This window comes from Candidatus Binatota bacterium (assembly GCA_012960245.1).
Classification (GTDB): domain Bacteria; phylum Desulfobacterota; class Binatia; order UBA1149; family UBA1149; genus UBA1149.
In genome coordinates, this window is the sequence record DUBO01000044.1 from 52,942 (window position 1) to 74,415 (window position 21,474).

Consider the following 21,474-nt stretch of genomic DNA (forward strand, 5'->3'; position numbering starts at 1 on the left):
TCGCTCACAATCCGCCCGCCTCGCCGGACCGCAGATAGCTGTTGATAATAGCCCCCAGTTCAACGAGGTTTTTCTCCCTGTCCCAGATATCTTCCACTTTCATTCGCGCCGCCGAACCAATGCGCAGGGCCAGGTCTGCGTCCCCGTGCAGGCGGGCTATGGCATCAGCCAACCCCTCGCTGTCTCGTTGCTCAACGAGGATCCCGTCTACACCGTCATCGATGAGCTCGGGCACACCCGATATATTGGATCCGATAACCGGAAGGCCCGTGGCCATCGCCTCTGCCAGTACATTGGGAATTACGTCCTGCTTACCGTAGCGCCCGAGCACGATACTGGGAAGGGCAAAAATATCAGCAGCCCTGTAGAGCCCTGATAATCGGTTGTGATCAATATAGCCATGGAATGTCACACGCGCTGAAATTCCAAGTTCTGTGGCTTTTTTTTCAAGAAAAGCCCGCTGTGGGCCGTCGCCGGCCACGTCGCAACTCACGCTTATGCCGCGCTGCGCCAGAACGGCGATGGCGTCGAACAGGTAGTGGATTCCCTTGTATTCTTCGAGGCTGCCGCAGGTCATCACCCTGAAGACCTCGTGCTCTTCCTTCCTGGCCAGGCTGAAACGTTCGAGGTCCGCGCCGTGGTAGTTCACGTGGATCTTGTCGGACTCATCCCGGTCTACCGTCGACGCGAGGTAGTTTGCGTTCACCCTCGCGCAGGTAACCACGAACTCAGCCGACCTGATCTTTTCCGGTAGCAGCCTGGCCACCACGTGGATGTCGTAGGCGTGGGCCGTGAAGCTGTAAGGAATCCCGCTCCACCTGCGTACGAGCATGGCCACCGTGGTGGGATAGGTGGCCCAGTGCGCGTGTACGTGTTCTATGCCCTCTCTCTCGAAAAGCTCGGCGAGGTAGAAAGCGTAGGGCAACATGGCAAAAGAACGCAGCAGGTAGAGCAGGTCGTTGCTCTTCAAGAACGCGTCTGCGCGTTCTTGAAGCCCCATAGTGCTTACACCCCCGCGGTCGCCCGCGACGCGCTCTGGCACATCTCTCCAGGCCGTGAACACATAGCCGACCAGGCCCAGCGCCTTGAAGGGGCGGGAAGTTAATGCCCGCAGGGTTGCTGCGAGCATAGCCGGCGCAAGGATTCGCGGGCAGTAAGCAGTCTCTTCAATCAGCGGAAGAGCTTCGGGCTGTTGCTGGCCCTTGCTTCTTGGCTTCAGGGAAACCAGGCGCAGATCATAGCCACGTCGCTTCAGCCCGAGCACCTCACCCACGGTAAAGGTCTGGTGTAGGACCGGAAACGCCGGAAAGAGGTAGGCCAGGCGGCGCATAACTTTGATCAGGTAGCCAAGGCAACCGTTGGCTGGCCACCGAGGACCGTTCCCGTTTCACGGTAGTGCTCGTGCAGCCTGATAAGACTCAGGCACAAGCCAACGATGATGTAGAAAACGATATTCACCCACATGTCCGCGAACAGGCAGAATACCACGAAACCGATAAGCGAGGTGTGCATGGCATCGACAGCCCACTTCATACCCACTGGAGCATAGGCGCCCTCGGCGTACTCGCGCCGCAGCACCCGTAACCTCCTGAAAAGGTTTATGAAAATGTAGAGGTACAGGATAAGGACTACCAGCCCCCCCTCTACCGTCGCCCAGAGATAAGAATTGTGAGGAGGCGCGGCCTCTCCGTAGGGGTCTACGGCAGCACGCTCGGTTGAGAAATTGCCCAGGCCCACGCCGAAAACTGGGTGCCGGGGAATCATGACCAGGCTCGATACGAGGTTCTGACCGCGTTTTTCGAACGATCCACGCGCGATCTGACCCTCGGCAAGAGCCTCGGGCCTAGCTCGAAACTGGGTCAGCCTTATCGCGACCTCTTCGGGCAATATCGCGCCGACCATATTCACCTGGAAACCAAATTGCAGCAGCAGGGCCAGCGAGGCCACTGTCATGCCCACCACGCGCCTGAGGCCGAAACGTCCTTCCATCGATACAATCGTCAGGAAAAGCAGGAGATTGAGCACTCCGCTGCGCGAAGCGGTAAGGGGAATAATTATGATCGGAATAACGACGGCCACGACCCAGGCGATGCGCCCAAACCAGTGCCGTACCTGGCCACGGTAGTACCAGGTCAGCGACAGGCAGAAAAGTGCAAAATAGGCGAGCTTGTTTGGGTTGCGTCCGGTGTAAAGCGCCGTGCCGATGTCACCGAGCACCCGGACCCTACCCGTACCCCAACCGAAGGGGCCTGCCTCCGCACTGATGCTGAAGTAGGTCATCACGAGACACGCGACCACGGTCGCCATTACCGCGGTGATCTCCCGGGGAGTACGCACGAAAAAGAAAAGAAAAACCAGAAACAAGTAGCGAGTGATCAGCTTCAAGCGCGGATCACGCATGTCGATGAGCACCGAGTAGTCGGCGGCCCTTACGCGCAACGTTTTCTCGACCACCACCCCCGACGCGCCCTCAATCGGAGGCATGTAGGCAAACGCCGATACGATAAAAATCAGCGCGGCAATAGCAAGAGCGATCATGACCGGATCAGTGAAAAGCCAACCGGGACGCTCCCTGATAAAACCGATAGCCAGCATACCAAGGAACACCACCCCCAGCACGTTGTTGATGGTTATGTTACCTCCGGCAATCAGGAAGTTGGGGTAGGTAAAAAGGAAAGTAACCACGTAGATGCAGATGCCCACCACCGGGCGGCGCAGCACCAGAGAACCGGCGAGCAACGCAGAGCCGGCACCAAGCACGACCATTCCGCCGCCCGTTCTCAAAGCCAAAGCGGCCACCGTGGCCACCACGACGGCTGCCACGTAGGCAGCGAGCTGCCCCCCGCGTGCCGCGGGCATTGTTTGCTGGGTTATCATCGCCATCGGGCGAGTGCCCTACCGGTCAGGCTACGAGCTCGGATATAGACACGGGTATGTACTCGCGCCGCTTGTTGAGAACCGATCCCAGGACTTCGCCACCGGCCTTTCGCACGGCTTCTATAGTCCTCGAAGCTACTACGACGGGTGTCGAATCGGCCTCCACGACCAGGACCACTCCGTCGACCGCACCGGCAACCGTGGCGGCGTCCGGGTACAGCGCAAACGGCGGTACATCGATGAACACCTGGTCGGCCTGCGACGCGAGCTCTTTTACAAGGGCAGGCATGTCGGCTTTCTCGAGCAGCACAATTGCGTCGTCGCCGCCGGTCCCGGCGGTGACCAGGCGAACGCCGCTCTCCGCGGTGTCCTGTATCACCTGGTCCAGGGTCTTCTCGCCGGAGATAACATTCATGACACCTTCGGGCGAACCGGCCTGGGCCATGCGCCACAAGGAAGGGGTACGGAAGTTCATGTCGACAAGGAGAACCTTGTTTTTCCCCTTGGCGGCTGCCGCCCGGGCCAGCAACCACGCAACCGACGAGGCACCCTCGCCGTGCAGCGAACTCGAAACCACGACGGTTTTTACTTCGCCGCCGATGTTGACACTGGCCATGGCCTGCCGCAGTTCGAAATCCTCATCGGCCGTGGCCGTGGCGATCCCGGGTGCAGCGACGTCCCGCCGCCCGGTCCCGGCAGCTCCCGACCTGAGGTTCTCGGCTCTCTTCAGTGCTTCGTAAGTTCTGCTCATGATTTTCTCGCTCCCGTTCCACTCGCACCGCTTTCACCGTACTCGTCTTCCGCCAGCTCCGCTATAACGGGAACCCCGAGGTTGTAGCGCACATCGGCGGCGCTATTCATCACCGGGGTCAACAGCTCCATCGCCACCGCCGAACCAACGCTTATCAGCAGGGCGGCAAACAACGACAGCACCAAGGTAACGACCTTGAAGTCGGGCACCTTCTGCAGGGGAAGACCCGCTGCCTCGATGATGCTCACGCCCGAAATACCCGCCTGGTCCATCGCGCTCGAAACGCGCAGTTGGTCAAACTTCTGCAGAAGACCGCGGTAAGCGTCCTTCTTCTCCTGCCTGTTACGGCGCATTCTCATCACTTCGTAGTGCTGCTCGTGCATCGTGGCAATGCGTACTCCGTAGCCGCCGAGTTTCTCGGCGAGAAGTACCCTGCGCGACTCCAGTGCCCCGATCTCCGCCTGGGAATCCAACAAGGACTCCTCGATACGCCGGCGAATACTCGAAGCGGAGATTTTCTTGCGACCGACAATGGTCTTCTCCTGGATCTCCACCTGGGCCGCGAGCGCCGCTATCTCCCTGTCCACGTCCATGAGCAAGCGATGCTCGGGAGTGTAGAGCTGCAACAACCGTCCTCTTTCAATCTCAAGGCGCGAAAGGTTCTGGCGCAGGAAGCCAACCAGCGGGTTGGGCACCATGTCCACCTCGGAGGTACCGCTCTCCGGTACGTACTCAAGCTCTGCCTCCAGCGCTACGATCCTCGTCCCCGTCTCGGCGATCGAAGCCTCGGTCCTCCGCAGGTCTGCCTCAACCTGGGCCTGCTGGCGGATGAGCGCATCCTTTTGTGTCGCCACCGCAGTGAGGCCGTGTTCCTTGTCAAAATCCTCAAGTTCCTTGTCCATGATCCCCAGGGAGGCACGGGCCATTAGGAGCTCTCGTTCAAAAAACTCGGCCGCGCCCCTCGAGCTGTGCAGCTCTATGGAGTAGTCGACATAAAGCCTGACCAGCGAGTTGACCACCAGTACCGCCGCCTCCTCGGAAGAACTTCGGTACGAAACCTCGACCACGTTGGAGTCAGCCTTGCGCACCACCCTCAAGGAAACCTGCAAGTCCTCTATGGAAGGAACGTCGGGGTCAGCCTCGCCATCGCCGGCCATCGCCGCGGCCAGATCGAAGTGCAACCTGCGCAGCAGTTCACGGCTCCTGAGAACCTGCATCTCCGAATTCACCAACGAATCGTTGGGAAGACTGGAAACTTCTTCCTTGCGATCCATGGGCGAGACCTCGGGATAGACGCGGTCCTTGCCTATGAGAATCTTGGCCGACGCGCTGTAAGTCGGAGCCTTGAGCAGGTTACCCAGGTTGCTGGGCACGAAGACCAGCAAAAAGAGCAACACTACAAGGCGTCGGTGTTTGAAAACGGCCCCAGTCGCCTGGCGCAGCAGATATCCGGATCTTGCTTCCATCGAACTTCGTCCTCTCCTAGTTTCCTATGTTCGGAAGCCGCGTGCTCGGCTCCCTGATGGGTATCAGTCCGCGAATGTACTGATCAACCCAATTGTTGGCGTTGGCGATCCAGGTACGGGGCACGAACACCACGTCATTGGGTCCCAGCAGCGCATCGGCGCTGGCATCTCCGTCTTTTATCATTGCTTCAAGGTCGAGCCTGTCGGCTTCGTAAGCACCGGGCCCCTTCCAGCGAACAAGCAGCACGCTGTCAACCTTGGCCGTGCGCTTGAGCCCGCCGCGCTCAACTATGGCCCTGAAGGAAGTCATACCGGGCCTCAGTGACACATAGCCGGGATCCCCGACTTCGCCACCCACGTAGACGCGCCTGACCGCCATCTCACGGATCACCACGCTCACAGTGGGTTCACGGTAGGTCACCGACGCCCTGCTCAGCAGGTCCCTGCTCAAGTCCCAGGTCGTCAGGCCGGCCGCCCTGAACTCCCCGAGGGAAGGCACGCCAACGTGGCCATCACTCCTGACGGTGGCCACGGTGTCCAGCTCCGGGTGGAAAGGAAACTTGATATCGATCACGTCGCCCACCACCACGCTGTACGGCAGCGTACTCCCGTCGGCCGCCAGGGCCTCCGAGGGGATAAATGGGCCTTTTGTTAATTCCATGGCTGCCGAGCAGCCCGAAAGCACAACCGCCGTTACCAGGATTAAAGTTCTGATTATCGTCATCATAGTGTTCTTTCCGTTCTGTAGTCATTGCCCCGGCAGACCGCATGGAGCGGCATCCGGGGCGAGATTTCTCTCCCCAGGGGGAGCAAATATAATGCCACGATATCCCCCATCTGCGGGGACCTTTCTTCCCCCGACCGGGGGGGGATTCCCACCCATCTGGCCGCTCGGGCACCCCGCCCGGGTGGGTTTTTGTGATTATGGAGCTTCATCGATTAAACTGCCTTTATTCGTTGCCGGAGGCTCGGCCCCGACTCTGCGTCATTGCATAAACGCAAGGCTGGGCGTTTCCGCACTGCCGCGTCACTCAAGCCCCGGGTATCGAGGCGGGCGAAACATCAGTGGCCAGCTGGCCCGCGGGCTCGAGGCTTGCTTCGTGTACCGCTGAGTTAACAACGAGATCGGCCACGCGAAGCGCCGAATCGCGATCGCCGAAGCCGACCGCGAACAGACCCAGTCCGCGTCCGTCTTCCAACCTGCGAGTCTTCAAGGACACCCCTGCCTTCTGGCTCGTCACGAGATCGCGCATACCGTCAAGGCGTTCCAAACTAACGCTCGCCACCAACAGTACCTGCCAGCTGCCGGGCTTGCCGGTGCTGACCATTGCCCGCGCGTCGTTGAAAGGCAGGAACAGGGTACCGCCAACCGCCAGCTTCCTGGGGTTACCCAGCTCAGGGTTGGCTTCAAAAATACGATCCAGCGTTGCCGGAAGAGTGTTTCCGTAAGCCGCCTCGGCGATGTCCCAGATCGTATCGCCGTTTTTGACCACCACATCCCTACCCGCAGCTACACCTGCGCCCGCAGTTATGTGCAAGGCCGGGTTTGCCGGGCGACTGGTATCGTAGAGTCTCGCGGCGGTTGACCTGGCGAGTATCGCTGCGAGCCGCGTGCTGGCAGAAACACCATCGAGGCGTTCCTCGCTGGGCTTGCTGGCGAACGCGGTAGCGGCTGCTTCAGCGCCGAGCGCCTCAGGCGAGGGGCTTGCCAGGATACTGCCGGTCAATACGGGCAGCTCCGCGGTTTCGCTCGCCGTAACAACGGATCGCGTGTCCACTTCCTCGACCCGGCTGACAACTGCAGCCGCCGAGGGAAAGCTTTTCTCGGCGACAAAAGAGAGCGCCTCGACCGCAGGGACTGGGGGGACAGCAAGCGCCCTCTCCTGCCCGGTGTCGGCCAATACGGGGTAAGCGGGACCTTCTGCCGCCTGCCCGGCCACGTTTGCCCAGGCGAAGCCCACTACCAACGAAGCGGCCACGGCCGCAAACGCTACACGACGGCCCTTTTGGCCCATAGCGCAGCGCATGCGGGCGATCGCCGCCCAGGAGCCAAGCCCGGTGGAGCCCTCCACATCGCGCACCGCTTCGTTCATCAGCCTGCACCCGACCCGCTTGCGTCCGGCGGCAAAAGCTATGAGCAGGGCGTTGTCACACACCACGTTCACCAGGCGGGGTATCCCTGCCGAGGCCATCCACACCAAGCGGAGCGCCGTAGAACTGAACACGCCGACCTCTTTGCCACCCGCGCCCCTCAGGCGCGTGGTCACGTAAGCGCTGATTTCGCTCTGGCTCAAGGGCTCCAGCCTCGCTCGAGTACCGATGCGCTGCTGCAGCTGCCGCAGCGAGGGATCCCTGAGTTTATCTTCGAGTTCGGGCTGTCCCGATAGAACTATCTGCAGCGTTTTTTCCTTGGATGTTTCAAGGTTGGTGAGCAACCTCAGGCCCTCGAGCACGGCGTTGGGCAAGGTCTGGGCTTCGTCTATGAGCACGACCACGTTGCGACCCTCGACCAGGGATTCAAGGAGAAAACCGTTTAACCTGTCGAGCATCCCGAGCCTGGCGCAGCCCTCAACGTCAAGACCGAGTTCCATGCAGATGTACTCGAGCAGTTCATCAAAACTGACGCCGGGATTAAATATAAACACCACCGTGCTCTCGTCCTGTAGCTCTTCGGCGACGCGTTTGAGCAGCGTGGTTTTACCAGTACCGGCCTCGCCCACCAGTGAGATGCAGCCCTTGCGCGCGCGTATCCCGTACAGCACTGACGCCAATGCCTCCCGTGTAGTCGGGTTGACGTAATGAAAACGCGGGTCGGGTGTCAGGTTGAAGGGGTCTTCCGACAATCTGTAAAAATGAGCGTACATAGCCTGCTGCCTCCGCGATGCTCGCTACCCGTTCGGTGCCTGCCTGGCTCCGAGCTCGGACGGGACTCCATCGCAGTGAGCAAATGAGCAACCGCCGTGCCATGCCCCCCCCTGTTGGGTAGGAGTTACCCCCCGAGTGGGTATTCCAGAAATACCCAGTGTTTACGCGTCTTTCCAAGGATTTTACTGGACGGGACGCGAAAAGCCCTCCCCCCCTGTGGGTGGGGCGAGCCTTGCGAAATCAAGAGATCATTGCAGGCCTGCACGGCCAGGCGGGTAGTTACCCGACTCCCGGAACTCCTCGCGACGTAAACCGTGGGATTTCATCTTGCGGTGCAAGGTGGCCGCGTCGATCATCGCGTGTCCCGCGCTGACCGCTATGGCTCCCGCGTTACGCGACAGAAGGGACTCCAGGTACTCTTTTTCAGCGCGCCGGAGGTACTCTTTGAGCGGTAAGCGAAGGGTTCCGCTCGCCGCCTGCCCACCCATACCGCGGAGTTTACCCGGGGCGGTTGAGGGAATTTCAATCTCCGACAAGGCCGTCCCCCTGCACTTGATAATGGCCCGCTCAACCACGTTTCTCAGTTCACGGATGTTGCCTGGCCAGTGGTAACTCATCAGTTCACGAAGCGTCTTGTTCGAGGTGCTCTTGATATGCCGTTCCACGGCTATCGGGTTTGATTTCAACAGGTCAGCCACGAGCAGGGGCACGTCCTCGATCCTGTCCCTGAGTGGAGGCAGGTCAACCGGCACCACGTTTATGCGGTAGAAAAAATCTTCGCGCATTTCGCCGCGCTCAACCATCTGGTCGAGGTTCTGATTGGTTGCCGTTATTACCCGAAGATCTACCTTCAACAGCCGATTTCCGCCGAGTTTTTCGATCTCCCTCTGCTCCAGCACTCGCAGCAGCTTGAGCTGCATGGCCAGCGAGATGCTCTCGACCTCGTCGAGAAATAAGGTGCCCCCGCTGGACAGTTCTACCTTGCCCACACGGTCGGCCACCGCGCCCGTGAAGGCTCCCCTTTCGTAACCAAAGAGCTCGCTCTCGAGCAGGGTTTCGGGAAAAGCCGCGCAGTTGATAGCCACGAAACGGCCTTCTTTGCGGCGACCCTGGTAGTGGATCGCCCTGGCTATGAGTTCCTTACCCGTACCCGATTCTCCAGATATGAGAACCGTAGCATCGTTGTGAGCAAGAGACTCTACGGTCTCGAAGAGTTCGTGCATGACCGGGTTGCGACTGATCATGTTGGCAAACGAAAAACGTTCGCTCAGCTGACCACGCAGGTAGCTGATCTCGTCGATCAGCTTGCGCTTCTCCATGACCTTTTCGGCAGCAAGAAGTATGTCTTCGCGCTCAAAAGGCTTGGTGATGTAATCTTCGGCGCCGTGCCGCATGGCTTCGACAGCACCCTTTATAGAGGCGTAGCCAGTGACGATGATCACCGGCATATCCGGCCAGCGCTCGCCAACTTCGGTCGTGAGGCTCAAGCCGTCGCTGCCCGGCATTTTCAAGTCGACCAGGGCCAGTGAAAACGCCGAGTCTTCGAGTAATTCCAGCGCCTCGCGAGCAGTCCCCGCGCACTCCACGGTGGCATTTCGCTCCCTGAAAAGGTCTTCCATCTGTCGACAGATCAAGGGATCGTCGTCAACGACCAGTATTCTCGCATTTTCCATTCTTTCTTACCCCGGGCTCTCGTTCAGTTATCCGCGACGCCGCGGCCACAACTATTGCAGGTCTGCAATAACGCTACGCGCCCCAGTTGCAGTCGCGCAACCTCTTTCTCGTCTCAGGAATCGAGGCCGACGTAACTGTCGGCTTCATCTGCCGCTAGTATCCGCTGCCGTGTAGCGACCGATCCCAGGCCCAGGCCTTCGCAAACGTTGTTGAAAGAAAAGGGTGAGTTCCAATCGTTGGTCTTGATCCAGAATTCGGCCTGCCGTGCCAGTATCTCCGGGTTCTGCCGGGGGCGTCGGAGCTCAAGGCGAAAGCAGGCAATTGCATCCTCGAGAATAGCGAGCATGAGCGCCTGCTCAGGCGTCCACTCGATGTGCTTGTTGAACTCGTCGGGCTCCGGTCCCCCGCCGTAGTGAAAAATCTGGCCGCTGAGCCTCTCGCCGTCTAACTCTTTGCCCGCGGTGGCTACTGCTGCCTGTTGCTCGTTACAAGTCGTGTTCATTCCCTTTCCTCCCAGGATTGCGTATTCGCCTTGCAGCATTGCAAGGTCGCGGCCAGAAGGAGCTGCCGGATAAAAGGGGCTGTTTACCGGGGTAAACGCGGAAACCGCGCGCTATCAGCGCACGAACTTGAACGCTGGCGCAGGCTCGGCGCACAGCAATGAACGCGCGAACCGGACCCGGGCCGATCGCGTGCGCAAAAAAAGACCTGCGATCAGGCGGCCAGCAGTTGCCGGCCGATGACCTTGAGTTCAAGTATGGGCTTGACGCCCTCGAAGATGGGTAGCACCTGGGCGTCGACAACGTAGCGCGAAATCGGGTACTCCTCGGCGTAGCCCCAGCCACCGTGCAGCAGCTGGGCCTCCTGGCTGACAGCAACCGCCACGTCGCAGGCCAACAGCTTGGCCATGGCCGGCACGAGCGAAGCTGACTCGTCCTTGTCGAACTCGAGGGCCGCGTGGTAAGTCAGCTGCCGCGCTCCCTGCAACCTGGAGGACATAAGTCCGAGCTTGTATTGCGTGAGCTGAAAATCGATGATCGGCCGCGAGAACTGGCTGCGGTCGCAGGCGTAACCCGCTGCCGCCTCAAGACAGGCCTGGCCCAGTCCGGTGGCGCGGCCGCCGGTCTGTAGTCTTCCTGCCGCAAAGCCGTTCATCTGCAGGTAAAACCCACGGTCGAGGCCTTTCTCCTCGCCGACCAGGTTTTCTGCCGGCACGAAGTAGTCTTCAAAAGCCAGCGTGAACGAGTGCATGCCCCTGTAACCCGGCGTGCGATCGGCCTTGCCCGAGAGGCTACCTCCGCCCGGTTGCTTCATTGTAAACTCGTGCCCGTCGAAACGATCTTTTTCGACCATGAACAGCGACAGTCCCTTAGCCCCGGCCGACATATCGCTGCTCGTTCGCAGCAGCACCGCCAGCACGTCTGCTCGCCCCGCAAAAGTGCACCAGGCCTTGGCGCCGTTGATGAGGTAGCCCTTGCGTCCGTCCTGGTCGGCGGCTTCGGCCTTGCAAGCGACCGACGCCACGTCAGAACCTACGTCGGGTTCGGTGACCGAGATGCCAACCATGACTTCGCCGCTGGCCACGCGCGACAGCCAGGCCGTCTTCTGTTCTTCGGTTCCGCCCTGAAGTAAGGCCTTGGTGAGAATTTCGGGGCGAGTAATCAAGCTGCCAGCCGCCGCCAGCGACACCCGCGACAGCTCCTCGGTAGTCATGATCATGGCGAGGTTACCCATGCCGAGTCCGCCGTACTCTTCGGGTACCGACATGCCGAAGTAGCCCATCTCGGCCATCTTGCTTATCAAGGAATCCGGCACCAGGGCGTCGTCACGATGGACGTGCTCGGCCAGACCCTCGACTTCCTGGTCGGCAAAAGCCCGCACCGAATCGCGTACCATAACCGCGTCTTCGTCGGCCAACCAGCCGTTATTGATGCCCCGGGATTCGGCGACCGACCTGCCTATGGCCCGCACCCGTTTTTCGTCGGCAAAATCGCAGAGCAATGCGCGCGTCGCATCCGACCCGATGGTCTGTTCAAACAAGCCATCGGGCAGCCCGTAGTCCGGCCCTGCAAGGGCCAGTTCTCCCAACAGAGAAGCCGCCACGCCTGCGCTGAAAACCCCGGCCTGGTCGAGCATCACAGCGTTGGCTGCCCCTGCTTCACCTGCCTGCCTGCTGTAAGCGGCCAGCGCCTTGCAAGCCGCGAGTTCCGTTGCAACGTAAGCTATGCGCTCGGTGAGCACCTGCTGATCATCGATTTTGCGTCCGCCGTCGGTGGACTCCGAAGCCGAAGCTATGGCGGCATCAACAACCGAAGATATCGTGTCGTTGAGGCCGTCTATTTCGTCGATAGAAATCGATCTGTAATCAGTATCCGTCATCTGGGTAGCTCCACTTGTCCGCTTATAAAATCCAAGAACCCGGCAACATACGGCGCAACAGTTCGGCAGTCAAAAACAGGCCGGGCGGCCCGTGTCCCGGAGCAAGCGGCGCCTCGAGCCGGCTGCGCGCAGACTCCTACAGGTAGCCCAGGGCCTTGAGACGCTGCCGGGTGCCTTCGTCCATCGGCAGGGGCTCGGGTGCGACCGCGTTTTTTTCGAGTTCGCCGCTTGCGCGCCCAAGAACACCGCGCAGGCGCGCAGCAGTATCTTCGTGGGCGTAGCGCATATCTGTGAGCTCGGCCGGATCGGCGCCAAGGTCGTAAAGCTCACCGGTGACCGTGCGCCCCCCGCCCCGCTGTCGACGGGTTTCTATGAATTTGAACCCTCCGTCCACAACCGCGCGCAGCTCTATACCCATTGGTCGTTCCAACGTAGGTACCAGGGTTTCCATGTAGACTGGGCGCGGCTCCTGCGGCTCGCCCCTGGCCAGTGGCAGCAACGAGCGGCCGTCGAGGCCGGAGGGAACAGCCACACCCAGCAATTCGAGCACCGAGGGCAGCAGGTCAACGTGACCCACCGCCTGGGCCACCACGGCACCCGCCGGCAAGGCCCCCTCCAGGGCCATCACCAGGGGCACATGCTGGGTAGAGTCGTAGAGGTAGCGATTGTGTAACGCCTCACCGTGGTCGCCCAGTCCCTCGCCATGGTCAGAGGTAAAAACCACCAGAGTGCGTCCCGGCATCTTCTGCACGGCCGCCAGCAAGCGCGACAACTCGTTGTCGGCAAACGCGAGCTCGGCATCGTAGGGGGAAGAGAACCGCCCCGCGTACTCCACCGGCGCAGCATAGGGCCAGTGCGCGTCGAAGTAGTGCACGAAGAGAAACCAACGCTCGTCGCGGTCGCCCAGCCAACCAAGCGCCCTGTCGGTCACCTCGTCACCGCCACGCTCAAAATCGGCAAAGTCGTGACCTATCCAGCTACCAGAAGAATCGGCCACCCCGTGCCGATAGCGCGCCGTGAGAGCCGACGAGCTGAAGTCGTCATCGTAGTGATCAAAACCCTGGGCCAGACCAAAACGAGCCGCCAGCGGAAAAGCGCCAATGACCGCAGCGGTGTCAAAGCCATCCGCTGCCAGGATCTCGGCCAGCGTGAGCCTCTCGTCGGCGAGGCGGTACTTACCATTGCAACGCACCCCGTGAGACGGGGGCAACAGGCCGGTAAACATGGAGCTGTGCGACGGAAGGGTCGAGGGCACGTGCGAGTAAGCCCTCTCGAAGAGAACGCCCCGCTGGGCCAGTGCGGTCACGGTCGGGGTGGTCTGGGCGCGGTAACCGTAAGCCGTAAAATGGTCGGCCCGCGAGGTGTCGAATGACACGAAGAGCACATTGTCTGCAGGCGGGGGTGAGGTGCAGCCCACCAACAGTGAGACAGTGAGCAGCGAAACGGCCTTGCCTGCGCGGGTCATCGCCGCATTGTACCAGCCCCGGCCGCTGGTCGTAATGGCCCTGCCTCCGCTCGCCGAATGTGGCCCGCCTCCTTGCAGCACAAGACAGCGCATGAAAGAAAACCCCTATGGGCAACGAGCGGGTCACGGTAGGCTACCAGGATGGATGTCTGCATCCCTTATGGCTGGGCAGACTGGGGCTGCGGCTGGCGAGAATTTTCGGCGCCGAATCGCTGTGGCTGCCCGACCACTTCATGGGCTGGCTGCCTGGACACGTCTGGTCCGAAGAACACACTCCCGCGGCAGCCATCGTCCATTCGAGCGACGCTTTTCTCGATCCCATGCAGATCCTGGCTACGACCGCGTTGAGAATACCCGGCGTCGACCTGGGCACTGCCGTAACCGAGCCTTTCAGGCGCCACCCGGTATCGCTGGCGCAGTCTTTTGCCACCCTGGATCACATATCCAAGGGACACGCCATACTCGGCATAGGCAACGGCGAACGCGAAAACGTGGAGCCCTATGGCATGGACTTCCGCTTGCAGGTATCGCGACTCGAAGAAGCGCTCACCATCATCACCAAGATGTGGAGCAGCAAGGGCGAGCCCGTTACCTACGACGGTCGCTTCTGGCAACTCAAGGACGCGGTCTTCAACCTGCCCCTCTACAAGGACCGCCCTCCCCGCATCTGGATCGCCGCCCACGCGCCGCGAATGCTGGGCCTGGTGGGTCGCTTCGGCGACGGCTGGCTGCCAACCCTCAAGATGACGCCAGCCGAGTACCGCGAGAGCCTCGCTGCTATCAAGCGGTCCGCAGACGAACACGGCCGCGACATGGAGAACTTCGTCGCCTGCCAGATGGTGGTGGTGGCGTTGGGAGAAAGCCGCGAGGCCGTGCTCGAGCTCGCCATGAAAAGCCGCGTGGCGGCGGCGTTGGTGCTCATCGCCCCGTCCACGGCATGGGAGGAACAGGGCCTGAAACACCCCCTGGGTGACGGCCACAGGGGATTTTACGACATCGTACCTTCGCGAGTAACAAAAGAAGACGTCGATCGTGCAGCGGCCACCATGACACCGGAATTGTTACTCAACTCGCTCTACGCCGGTAGTCCGGCCGAAGTGCGCGACGAACTCGCGCCGCTCGTTGAAGCCGGTGCCCGCCACCTCGTGGTCAGCAACGTGGCGTCGGTTTTTACCGGGGGCGGCGCGGCTGATCTCTGGCGACTGGGCAGCCTTTTCCGCAAACTGCGCAGAATGTAATGCAGCCTGCTTGAAACCTTTTGGGTTCGTGCTATCCACACCTGCATAGCGGGCTCGGCAACAGGGCTGAACCCGACACGATTGGAGAATGACCATGAAGCTCACCAGCACCGCCGCTACGATTCTGACCTCGGTTGTATTTGTCCTCAGTGCCTGCAGCGGCGACAGTCCTGCTCCGGGCGAAACGAGCGAAACGACCGCGGGTAATATCGTGGTTATCACGACCAGCCTGGGCAGCTTCGAAGTTGAGCTCGACGAAGAAGCCGCCCCCGAGACGGTCAAGAACTTTCTCTCCTACGTAGAAGACGAATACTACGACGGCACGATCTTCCACAGGGTGATCAAGGGCTTCATGATACAGGGCGGTGGTTTCGACACCTCCTACCAGAAGAAGCCCACCAAGGTCGCGGTGAAGAACGAGGCTGACAACGGTTTGAAGAACGACATCGGTACCCTCGCCATGGCGCGTACTAACGTGGTCGATTCGGCCACATCGCAGTTTTTCATCAACGTGGCCGACAACGATTTTCTCAACCATCGCTCAACCAAGCCGGCCGAATACGGCTACGCGGTGTTCGGCAAGGTCGTCAACGGACTCGACGTGGTAAAAGCTATAGAATCGTCGACCACGAGGTCGCGAGGGCCGGGCTTTTCGAACGCCCCTGTGGAAGCCGTCGTCATAGAATCCATACACAAAAAGTAAGCGCAGGCGGCATTTTCCACTACCGCCGTCGCGTTCATTGACGACCCCCCGTACGGGGGGTACAAGAGGCTGTCGCCATGGTAAAGCAGAGCAACCCGCTTAAGAACGCCGGCCCCTGGAAGGCGGTGCCCTTCAGGGCCGAGTTCCGTCGCACCGGACAGAATGGCCTGGCTTCGCGTTACTACCATAGCGGCGAGCTGACACCTTACAGTATCGAAGACCTGCTCAACGCAATACGCAGCGAAGCCCGCTCTTCGTTCGAAACCCTTCAACTCACCCTCGAACTGAGGGGAGCGGTAGGCAGACCCCAGTTCGAAGAACTCGCAAGGCGTTTCAGTTCACTAGGGCTACCGGAAGTGCAGGTGCTCATCACCGCCCCCGGCCACGACCCGCTCAGCTTTCCGCTCACCCCGGGCGCCATCGGTCCGGACGCGGTGCTGCCGCCGCGCAAATACTGACCGGCGGGCAGGTAGCGGTAGCCCCCGCAAGCGCGGGCTATTGACAAGCTTGCGATGGGGACACAACATGAACACGGCGGTTTTTCCTGTCGCCCATCGCCATGCATATATCTGAATACTACACCGGTGAAGAGCCGGTCTTTTCTTTCGAGTTCTTTCCCCCTGCCAACGACAAGGCCCACGTGAGGCTGCTCAAAACTATATCCGAGTTGCAGGCGCTACAGCCGCACTTCGTATCGGTGACCTACGGCGCTGGCGGCTCCACGAGAGACCGTACGCTCGAACTGGTGTCGTGGATCAAGAATACCCTGGGCCTGGAAGCCATGGCCCACCTTACCTGCGTGGGCTCGAGCCGGGACGAGCTGCGCGCGATACTCGACCGGCTCGAAAACTCAGGTATCGAGAACCTCATCGCCCTGAGGGGCGACCCGCCGGCCGGTGACAGCGAGTTCAAACCGGCAGCGGACGGACTGAGCTACGCCAGCGAGCTGATCGCCATGATACGAGCCGAAAACCGCCCTTTCTGTCTGGCCGCGGCGGCCTACCCCGAGGTCCATCCAGAGGCGGAGAGTCCGGAGGCCGACCTCGAACGGCTTGCCCAGAAGGTCGAGCAAGGGGCCGAGCTGCTCATCACGCAGCTGTTCTTCGACAACGACAGCTACCTCGCTTTTCGAGACCGGGCCGTAAAGGCGGGAATAACCGTGCCCATCGTGCCCGGTATCATGCCGGTCACGGGCGGCCTTGAGCGCATGGCGCGCTTTGGTGCCGCTATCCCCGCACGCTTACGACGGCAGGTTGAGCTTGCCGGTGACGACGCCGATTCGATAGCAGCCGCAGGCGAAGCCTGGGCAACCGAGCAGTGCGCTGCGCTCCTGGCCGAAGGTGCTCCGGGCCTGCACTTTTACACCCTCAACCAATCGCGGGCCACGCGCAACGTGCTCGAGAAAATCAGGCCGCAATCTTCCTGATCGGGCTGGAAAACAACTCATGGCCAACAGGGAGCAACCCGACCTTGAGTCTCTCAGGACCTACCTGGAGGCCAACGTACAGGGCTGCCAAGGCGTAGACCTGGAACTCACGGCCCACGCCGGCGGACACTCCTGCGAGACCTGGAGCCTGCGCGCTGACTCTGAGCGCTGGATAATGCGGCGGCCACCGCGAGGAAAACTCCAGCCCGGAGCCAGCAGCATGGCTCGCGAATACAGGGTGATGAAAGCACTGGCCGACAGCCCCGTGGCCGTGCCGCGCATGGTGGCGCTGTGCGAGGATCCGGAAGTGGCCTGCGCGCCCTTCCTGCTCATGGAAGACGTTGACGGCGTCGTGCTGCGCGACAGCTTCCCTGACGACTTTACCGGCTCGCCCGCACGCAGGGCAGCGCTGGGCCCCGCTACCGTAGAAACCCTGGCGGCGATACACTCGGTGGACCTCGATGAGGCCGGCCTGGCCCGACACGGGCGTCCCACTGGGTTCCTGCAGCGCAACCTCGAACTCATGACCAGGCAGTGGGCCGCGGTCAGCCAACGCGAGGTGACCGCCGTTGACCGGCTGGGAGATTACCTGCTAGGCCACGCCCCCGACTGCAGCGAGGTGGCCTTGTCGCACGGTGATTACAAGCTCGACAACCTCATGTGGCGCCGCGACCAGGAAGCAACGGTGGCGGCTGTAATCGACTGGGAGGTCTCGACCATTGCCCCTCCCCTGGTCGATCTTGGCTGGCTGCGCGGTTTCTGGAGTCAGCCGGGCGACACCCGTGGAGCGATCACGCTGGGGCTGGCGTTGACGAGCTCTGGAGGGTTCTGCGACCGCAACGAGCTCGTAGACTTGTACCGCGAGGCCACCGGACGGGATACCTCTGGACTGCCGTGGTTCGAAGCCTTCGCGATGTGGAAGATAGCCATCATAATGGAGGCCAGCTACTCGAGATTTCTGCAAGGCAAGTCGAACGACCCGCTGTTCGCGTCGCTCGATGTCATAGTACCGGCGCTTGCCGAGGCCGGGCTCGAAGCGCTGGCCTCTGCTGGCAAGCTGTAGCAAGCCAGCAGCCCTCCATAAGCCGTGCCTCCGAGCAGTTGAGGCTCAGAAACCCTGGAGAGTTGCGAAGCGGTCGCGGTGCCAGGCAGCATCGCCAAAACTGAGCTCCGCCGCGCGCGCGCGCTTAAGGTAAAAACCTATGTCGTGCTCGTCGGTCATTCCCACGCCGCCGTGCATCTGCAGGCCTTCATAGGCCGCGAGCACCGCAGTGTCTGACAATCGAGCCTTGGCCGTCACGATTTTTTCGGCTGCGTCATCGGCGTTCGCATCCACAGCTTCGCAGGCGCCCATGAGAGCTGAGCGAGACAGCTCGAGCTCAATGAAGACCAAGGCCGCGCGGTGCTTCAGTGCCTGGAAGCTACCTATAACCACGCCGAACTGCTCGCGGGTCTTAAGGTAATCAAGCGTCATTGCAAAAACTGCTTCAGCGGAGCCCATCATCTCGGCGCACAGCCCTACCGTGGCTCGGTCAATTACGACCTGAAGCGGCGCGAGGCCCTCGCCTTCTGCGCCCAGCATAGAGTCGCCGTCCAGCTCCACCGAATCGAAGCGAAGCACCGCAGCGTTGCGCTGGTCCATGGTCTGCTGTCGAGTAATTTTCAGCCCGGCCGCGCCCTTGTCGACGAGGAACAATGACACACCGTCGCGGTCGCCGGGCGCACCCGACGTCCTCGCACTCACGACCAGCACGTCGGCCACGTGACCGTCCCAGACGAGCACTTTCTCACCCTCCAGGGTCCAACCACCACCCGACGACGACGCGCTCGCCTCGATGACAGCGGGGTCGTAGCGGGTTTTACGTTCCTGCCAGGCCAGCGCGACCAACCCAGAGCCATCAGCCACCGCGGGTAACAGACGGCTCTTCTGCTCCTCGTTGCCGGCCTCAATAATCGCAGCCGAACCCAGCAAGGCGTTGGACAACAAGGGTTCGGGCACCAGGTTACGGCCGAGTTCTTCGATCACGCAGCAGATCTCGGTCAGTCCGAGGCCAAGACCACCATACTGCTCGGGTACCAGTATGGCAGGCCAACCGAGCGCGGCCATCGACGCCCACAACTCCCTTGAAAAACCCAGTTCGTCGTCGCTGTCGCGAAAAGCCCTGATGCGCGACACCGGAGACTCCTTCCTCGCGAAATCGGCAGCGCTGGTCTTGAGCAGTTTCTGTTCTTCGTTGAGTACGAGGCTCATTCGTATTCTCCTCAGTCGGGCAGACCAAGCACACGCTTGGCAATAATGTTGAGCTGGATCTCGGAAGTACCGCCTTCAATAGAGTTGCCGCGCGAGCGCAACCACTCCCTGGTTATCTCCAGTTCGCTGCTCTCGAATCCCTCGCCCTCCCAGCCCAATGCCTGCGGGCCGAGCAACGACAACATCAGCGAAAAGCGATCCTTGTTGAGCTCGGTAGCGTAGTACTTGAAAATTGAAGTCTCAGCCCCCGGCTGTTGACCCAGCTTGGCTGCCTCGCCGCTGCGCCGAATCGTAAGATCGAGGCAGGCCTTGTCCATCGTCAAGGCAGCGATAGAATCCCTCCTGTGGGCGTCGCCTATCCTGCCGTCTTCCCCGGGCAGGTACTCACGCGCAAGCTCCACCACCCGGTTGACAGAACTGTACTCGCTGAACGCGCTGCTTATCATGTTGCGTTCGTGACCCAGCAGGGCCTTGGCCATCGCCCAGCCGTTGTTGACGCCACCCACGACCTGGTCGCGAGGCACGCGCACGTCCTCGATGAAAGTTTCGCAGAAAGGCGAGTATCCACTTATCAAAGGGATGGGCCTCACGGTTACGCCGGGATCATCCATGTCAAAAAGAATGAAGGTGATACCGGCGTGCTTATTCTCGGTGTCTGTCCTCACGAGACAGAACATCCAGTCGGCCAAGTCGGCGTACGAAGTCCAGACCTTCTGACCGTTGAGCACCCAGTCGTCGCCGTCGAGCTCGGCGCGGGTCGCAAGACTGGCGAGATCGCTGCCCGAGTTGGGCTCCGAGTAGCCCTGGCACCAGCGTATTTCACCGCGGCAGATTTCCGGGAGAAACCGCTTCTTCTGTTCCTCGGTACCGTGATCGACCAGCAACGGACCTATCATCGTGAGCCCGAAACCGGCCAGTGCGGGCATCGCCTTGAGCCGGGCCAATTCCTGCCTCAACACGCGAGCCTCGTCCTTGTCCAGCCCCCCTCCTCCATACTCAATAGGCCAGGTGGGAGCGGTCCAACCCTTTTCGGCCATGCGATCGAGCCAGACCCGGGCATCCGGGTTCTTGCTCCAATCGGCCTTGCGGCCGCCCCAGGCCAGCATTTCCCCTATGGTACCGTCGCCGGCCTTCGGCCCTTCCAACCTCATCGACTGCGGGCAGTTTTCATCAAGCCACGCCGCGCACTCACCCCTGAACTGTTCTATGTCGGACATAATTCGGTCAACTTAGCCGCAGCACTCGCTTAACAAAAGGCCCGTATCGGGACATTTTTACACCATCGGGGGGGGGCAGGTATCTCGACAACCGCGCCAAATACTGCCTCAATCGAGGGTAAGGGCGCGTCGTCACCAACATCTCCGACAAGACGGGCCGGGAGAAACCAGCAATGACAGCTTATAGTCAAGTTCAAGCCAGGCGTTCACGCGCAATCACGACGGCGGCCGCGCTCGCTTTGGCTGCGATGTTTTATCAGGCGGCTGACGCTGATGCCTACAACATCACCCGGGCCAAGCTTTCCGGCGGTGAGGTCCAGTTGCGCGGAACCGGTGCCCCGAGCAATGCCGTTATCATCTGGGAAGATGAGCCGGTGACCCGCGCCGATGCCAGGGGGCGTTTTTCTATCTCGACCGACATTATTCCCGAACAGCGCGAGGGCAACTGCATAGCCAGGGGCACCCTGCTTGCCGGCCACCAGCGCGGCGAGGTACTGGTAAAACTCTGCCCCGGCGACCGCGGGCGCAAGGGACGACCCGGGCCCAAGGGGGTAGCCGGTCCGTCCGGCCCCACCGGGCCGCAGGGAGTTCCGGGAAACCCTCTCGAGGCCTGCCACACCGTGCACGCCAGGCGTGACGTGGGCGTATCAACAGAGCGCTCGGAAACCGTGTCGGTGAGCTGCGAGGCCAACGAAATGTTAACCGGTGGCGGCTGTGCATCGACACCGGCCTTCGACTCAAGAGAAAGCTCCCACCCCGAGGGCCAGTCCTGGGTGTGCACGGTCACGGCCATGCACGGCCCCGAGGTGCTACCTTACGGCGCGCTCGAGTCCTGGGCTATCTGTTGCGACTAAGCTGCCGCGACTGAGTATTTTGAAACAGCCGTGCTTCTGCAAAAAAGACGGCGACAGAAAAAACGGGACGGGCATTGACTGCCCGCCCCGCGGTAGTGGCGTCCCCGACGGGATTTGAACCCGTGTCGCCGGCGTGAAAGGCCGGTGTCCTGGGCCAAGCTAGACGACGGGGACTGAAACTGACTTACGCGCCCTTGGGCGCTCGCTTTCGGCTATACCTGGCAGTCCGGTGGTGAGCCGTGCAGGACTTGAACCTGCGACCCGCTGCTTAGAAGGCAGCTGCTCTACCACCTGAGCTAACGGCCCAT

Annotated in this window: 18 protein-coding genes and 2 tRNA genes; 6 read left to right on the forward strand and 14 right to left on the reverse strand. The window is 61.0% G+C overall.

The annotated features are described in order from the left end of the window. Nucleotides 1-4: 4 nt before the first annotated feature. From EYQ35_07825 to EYQ35_07870, 10 genes are all read right to left on the reverse strand, one after another. Nucleotides 5-1,330 carry a colanic acid biosynthesis glycosyltransferase WcaL gene (locus EYQ35_07825; GenBank protein ID HIF64044.1) on the reverse strand — a complete coding sequence of 442 codons (1,326 nt, stop codon included), beginning with the start codon at nt 1,328-1,330 and terminating at the stop codon, nt 5-7. An 8-nt stretch (nt 1,331-1,338) separates the two neighbouring features. Then, entirely contained in the window at nt 1,339-2,883 is a 1,545-nt protein-coding gene (locus tag EYQ35_07830; protein HIF64045.1) for an O-antigen ligase family protein, read from the reverse strand. A 19-nt stretch (nt 2,884-2,902) separates the two neighbouring features. Next, nucleotides 2,903-3,628: a tyrosine-protein kinase family protein gene (locus tag EYQ35_07835; GenBank protein HIF64046.1), complete on the reverse strand. Its 726-nt coding sequence runs from the start codon at nt 3,626-3,628 to the stop codon at nt 2,903-2,905. Next, nucleotides 3,625-5,094: a hypothetical protein gene (locus EYQ35_07840; GenBank protein ID HIF64047.1), complete on the reverse strand. Its 1,470-nt coding sequence runs from the start codon at nt 5,092-5,094 to the stop codon at nt 3,625-3,627. The genes EYQ35_07835 and EYQ35_07840 overlap by 4 nt, the downstream gene beginning before the upstream one ends. 16 nt (nt 5,095-5,110) lie before the next feature. Then, a complete protein-coding gene (locus tag EYQ35_07845) occupies nt 5,111-5,821 on the reverse strand; it encodes a hypothetical protein (protein ID HIF64048.1) in 711 nt (236 codons plus the stop codon). 304 nt (nt 5,822-6,125) lie between these two features. After that, on the reverse strand, nt 6,126-7,958 hold the full coding sequence (locus EYQ35_07850) for a LysM peptidoglycan-binding domain-containing protein (GenBank protein HIF64049.1): 1,833 nt from the start codon (nt 7,956-7,958) through the stop codon (nt 6,126-6,128). Between the two features lie 249 nt (nt 7,959-8,207). After that, nucleotides 8,208-9,632, reverse strand: a complete 1,425-nt coding sequence (locus tag EYQ35_07855; protein HIF64050.1) for a sigma-54-dependent Fis family transcriptional regulator — start codon at nt 9,630-9,632, stop codon at nt 8,208-8,210. A 113-nt stretch (nt 9,633-9,745) separates the two neighbouring features. Further along, nucleotides 9,746-10,135, reverse strand: coding sequence for a hypothetical protein (locus tag EYQ35_07860; GenBank protein HIF64051.1), 390 nt, complete (start codon nt 10,133-10,135; stop codon nt 9,746-9,748). Nucleotides 10,136-10,347: 212 nt separating this feature from the next. Next, a complete protein-coding gene (locus tag EYQ35_07865; protein HIF64052.1) occupies nt 10,348-12,012 on the reverse strand; it encodes an acyl-CoA dehydrogenase in 1,665 nt (554 codons plus the stop codon). A 136-nt stretch (nt 12,013-12,148) separates the two neighbouring features. Beyond that, nucleotides 12,149-13,570, reverse strand: coding sequence for a hypothetical protein (locus tag EYQ35_07870; GenBank protein ID HIF64053.1), 1,422 nt, complete (start codon nt 13,568-13,570; stop codon nt 12,149-12,151). Nucleotides 13,571-13,584: 14 nt separating this feature from the next. On the opposite strand from EYQ35_07870, the gene EYQ35_07875 reads away from it, so the two are divergent. From EYQ35_07875 to EYQ35_07895, 5 genes are all read left to right on the forward strand, one after another. After that, nucleotides 13,585-14,715, forward strand: a complete 1,131-nt coding sequence (locus EYQ35_07875) for an LLM class flavin-dependent oxidoreductase (GenBank protein ID HIF64054.1) — start codon at nt 13,585-13,587, stop codon at nt 14,713-14,715. A gap of 94 nt (nt 14,716-14,809) precedes the next feature. Then, nucleotides 14,810-15,418 (forward strand): peptidylprolyl isomerase A, encoded by a 609-nt coding sequence (locus EYQ35_07880; GenBank protein ID HIF64055.1) that lies wholly within the window; start codon nt 14,810-14,812, stop codon nt 15,416-15,418. Nucleotides 15,419-15,495: 77 nt separating this feature from the next. Next, nucleotides 15,496-15,876 carry a hypothetical protein gene (locus EYQ35_07885; GenBank protein ID HIF64056.1) on the forward strand — a complete coding sequence of 127 codons (381 nt, stop codon included), beginning with the start codon at nt 15,496-15,498 and terminating at the stop codon, nt 15,874-15,876. 101 nt (nt 15,877-15,977) lie between these two features. After that, nucleotides 15,978-16,844 (forward strand): methylenetetrahydrofolate reductase [NAD(P)H], encoded by an 867-nt coding sequence (metF, locus tag EYQ35_07890; protein HIF64057.1) that lies wholly within the window; start codon nt 15,978-15,980, stop codon nt 16,842-16,844. Between the two features lie 19 nt (nt 16,845-16,863). Beyond that, the gene (locus tag EYQ35_07895; protein HIF64058.1) at nt 16,864-17,907 is read left to right on the forward strand and encodes a phosphotransferase family protein; all 1,044 of its coding nucleotides are present in this window, start codon (nt 16,864-16,866) and stop codon (nt 17,905-17,907) included. Between the two features lie 45 nt (nt 17,908-17,952). On the opposite strand, the gene EYQ35_07900 is transcribed toward EYQ35_07895, so the two are convergent. Next, the gene (locus tag EYQ35_07900) at nt 17,953-19,095 is read right to left on the reverse strand and encodes an acyl-CoA dehydrogenase (GenBank protein ID HIF64059.1); all 1,143 of its coding nucleotides are present in this window, start codon (nt 19,093-19,095) and stop codon (nt 17,953-17,955) included. Between the two features lie 11 nt (nt 19,096-19,106). Beyond that, nucleotides 19,107-20,312, reverse strand: a complete 1,206-nt coding sequence (locus EYQ35_07905) for an acyl-CoA dehydrogenase (GenBank protein HIF64060.1) — start codon at nt 20,310-20,312, stop codon at nt 19,107-19,109. A gap of 248 nt (nt 20,313-20,560) precedes the next feature. On the opposite strand from EYQ35_07905, the gene EYQ35_07910 reads away from it, so the two are divergent. Next, complete coding sequence (locus tag EYQ35_07910; GenBank protein HIF64061.1) at nt 20,561-21,166, forward strand: collagen-like protein; 606 nt, start codon at nt 20,561-20,563, stop codon at nt 21,164-21,166. Between the two features lie 96 nt (nt 21,167-21,262). Here EYQ35_07910 and EYQ35_07915 read toward each other — a convergent pair. Both EYQ35_07915 and EYQ35_07920 read right to left on the reverse strand, forming a co-directional pair. Beyond that, nucleotides 21,263-21,340: transfer RNA gene (locus EYQ35_07915), tRNA-Glu, on the reverse strand. A 56-nt stretch (nt 21,341-21,396) separates the two neighbouring features. Next, nucleotides 21,397-21,472 (reverse strand) — tRNA-Arg (locus tag EYQ35_07920). Nucleotides 21,473-21,474: the final 2 nt, after the last annotated feature.

Coding starts and splice junctions, on each gene's coding strand:
- EYQ35_07825 (HIF64044.1), bottom strand. CDS start 1,330: ATGCGCCGCCTGGCCTACCTCTTTCCGGCGTTTCCGGTCCTACACCAG.
- EYQ35_07830 (HIF64045.1), bottom strand. CDS start 2,883: ATGGCGATGATAACCCAGCAAACAATGCCCGCGGCACGCGGGGGGCAG.
- EYQ35_07835 (HIF64046.1), bottom strand. CDS start 3,628: ATGAGCAGAACTTACGAAGCACTGAAGAGAGCCGAGAACCTCAGGTCG.
- EYQ35_07840 (HIF64047.1), bottom strand. CDS start 5,094: ATGGAAGCAAGATCCGGATATCTGCTGCGCCAGGCGACTGGGGCCGTT.
- EYQ35_07845 (HIF64048.1), bottom strand. CDS start 5,821: ATGATGACGATAATCAGAACTTTAATCCTGGTAACGGCGGTTGTGCTT.
- EYQ35_07850 (HIF64049.1), bottom strand. CDS start 7,958: ATGTACGCTCATTTTTACAGATTGTCGGAAGACCCCTTCAACCTGACA.
- EYQ35_07855 (HIF64050.1), bottom strand. CDS start 9,632: ATGGAAAATGCGAGAATACTGGTCGTTGACGACGATCCCTTGATCTGT.
- EYQ35_07860 (HIF64051.1), bottom strand. CDS start 10,135: ATGAACACGACTTGTAACGAGCAACAGGCAGCAGTAGCCACCGCGGGC.
- EYQ35_07865 (HIF64052.1), bottom strand. CDS start 12,012: ATGACGGATACTGATTACAGATCGATTTCTATCGACGAAATAGACGGC.
- EYQ35_07870 (HIF64053.1), bottom strand. CDS start 13,570: ATGCGCTGTCTTGTGCTGCAAGGAGGCGGGCCACATTCGGCGAGCGGA.
- EYQ35_07875 (HIF64054.1), top strand. CDS start 13,585: ATGGGCAACGAGCGGGTCACGGTAGGCTACCAGGATGGATGTCTGCAT.
- EYQ35_07880 (HIF64055.1), top strand. CDS start 14,810: ATGAAGCTCACCAGCACCGCCGCTACGATTCTGACCTCGGTTGTATTT.
- EYQ35_07885 (HIF64056.1), top strand. CDS start 15,496: ATGGTAAAGCAGAGCAACCCGCTTAAGAACGCCGGCCCCTGGAAGGCG.
- metF (HIF64057.1), top strand. CDS start 15,978: ATGCATATATCTGAATACTACACCGGTGAAGAGCCGGTCTTTTCTTTC.
- EYQ35_07895 (HIF64058.1), top strand. CDS start 16,864: ATGGCCAACAGGGAGCAACCCGACCTTGAGTCTCTCAGGACCTACCTG.
- EYQ35_07900 (HIF64059.1), bottom strand. CDS start 19,095: ATGAGCCTCGTACTCAACGAAGAACAGAAACTGCTCAAGACCAGCGCT.
- EYQ35_07905 (HIF64060.1), bottom strand. CDS start 20,312: ATGTCCGACATAGAACAGTTCAGGGGTGAGTGCGCGGCGTGGCTTGAT.
- EYQ35_07910 (HIF64061.1), top strand. CDS start 20,561: ATGTTTTATCAGGCGGCTGACGCTGATGCCTACAACATCACCCGGGCC.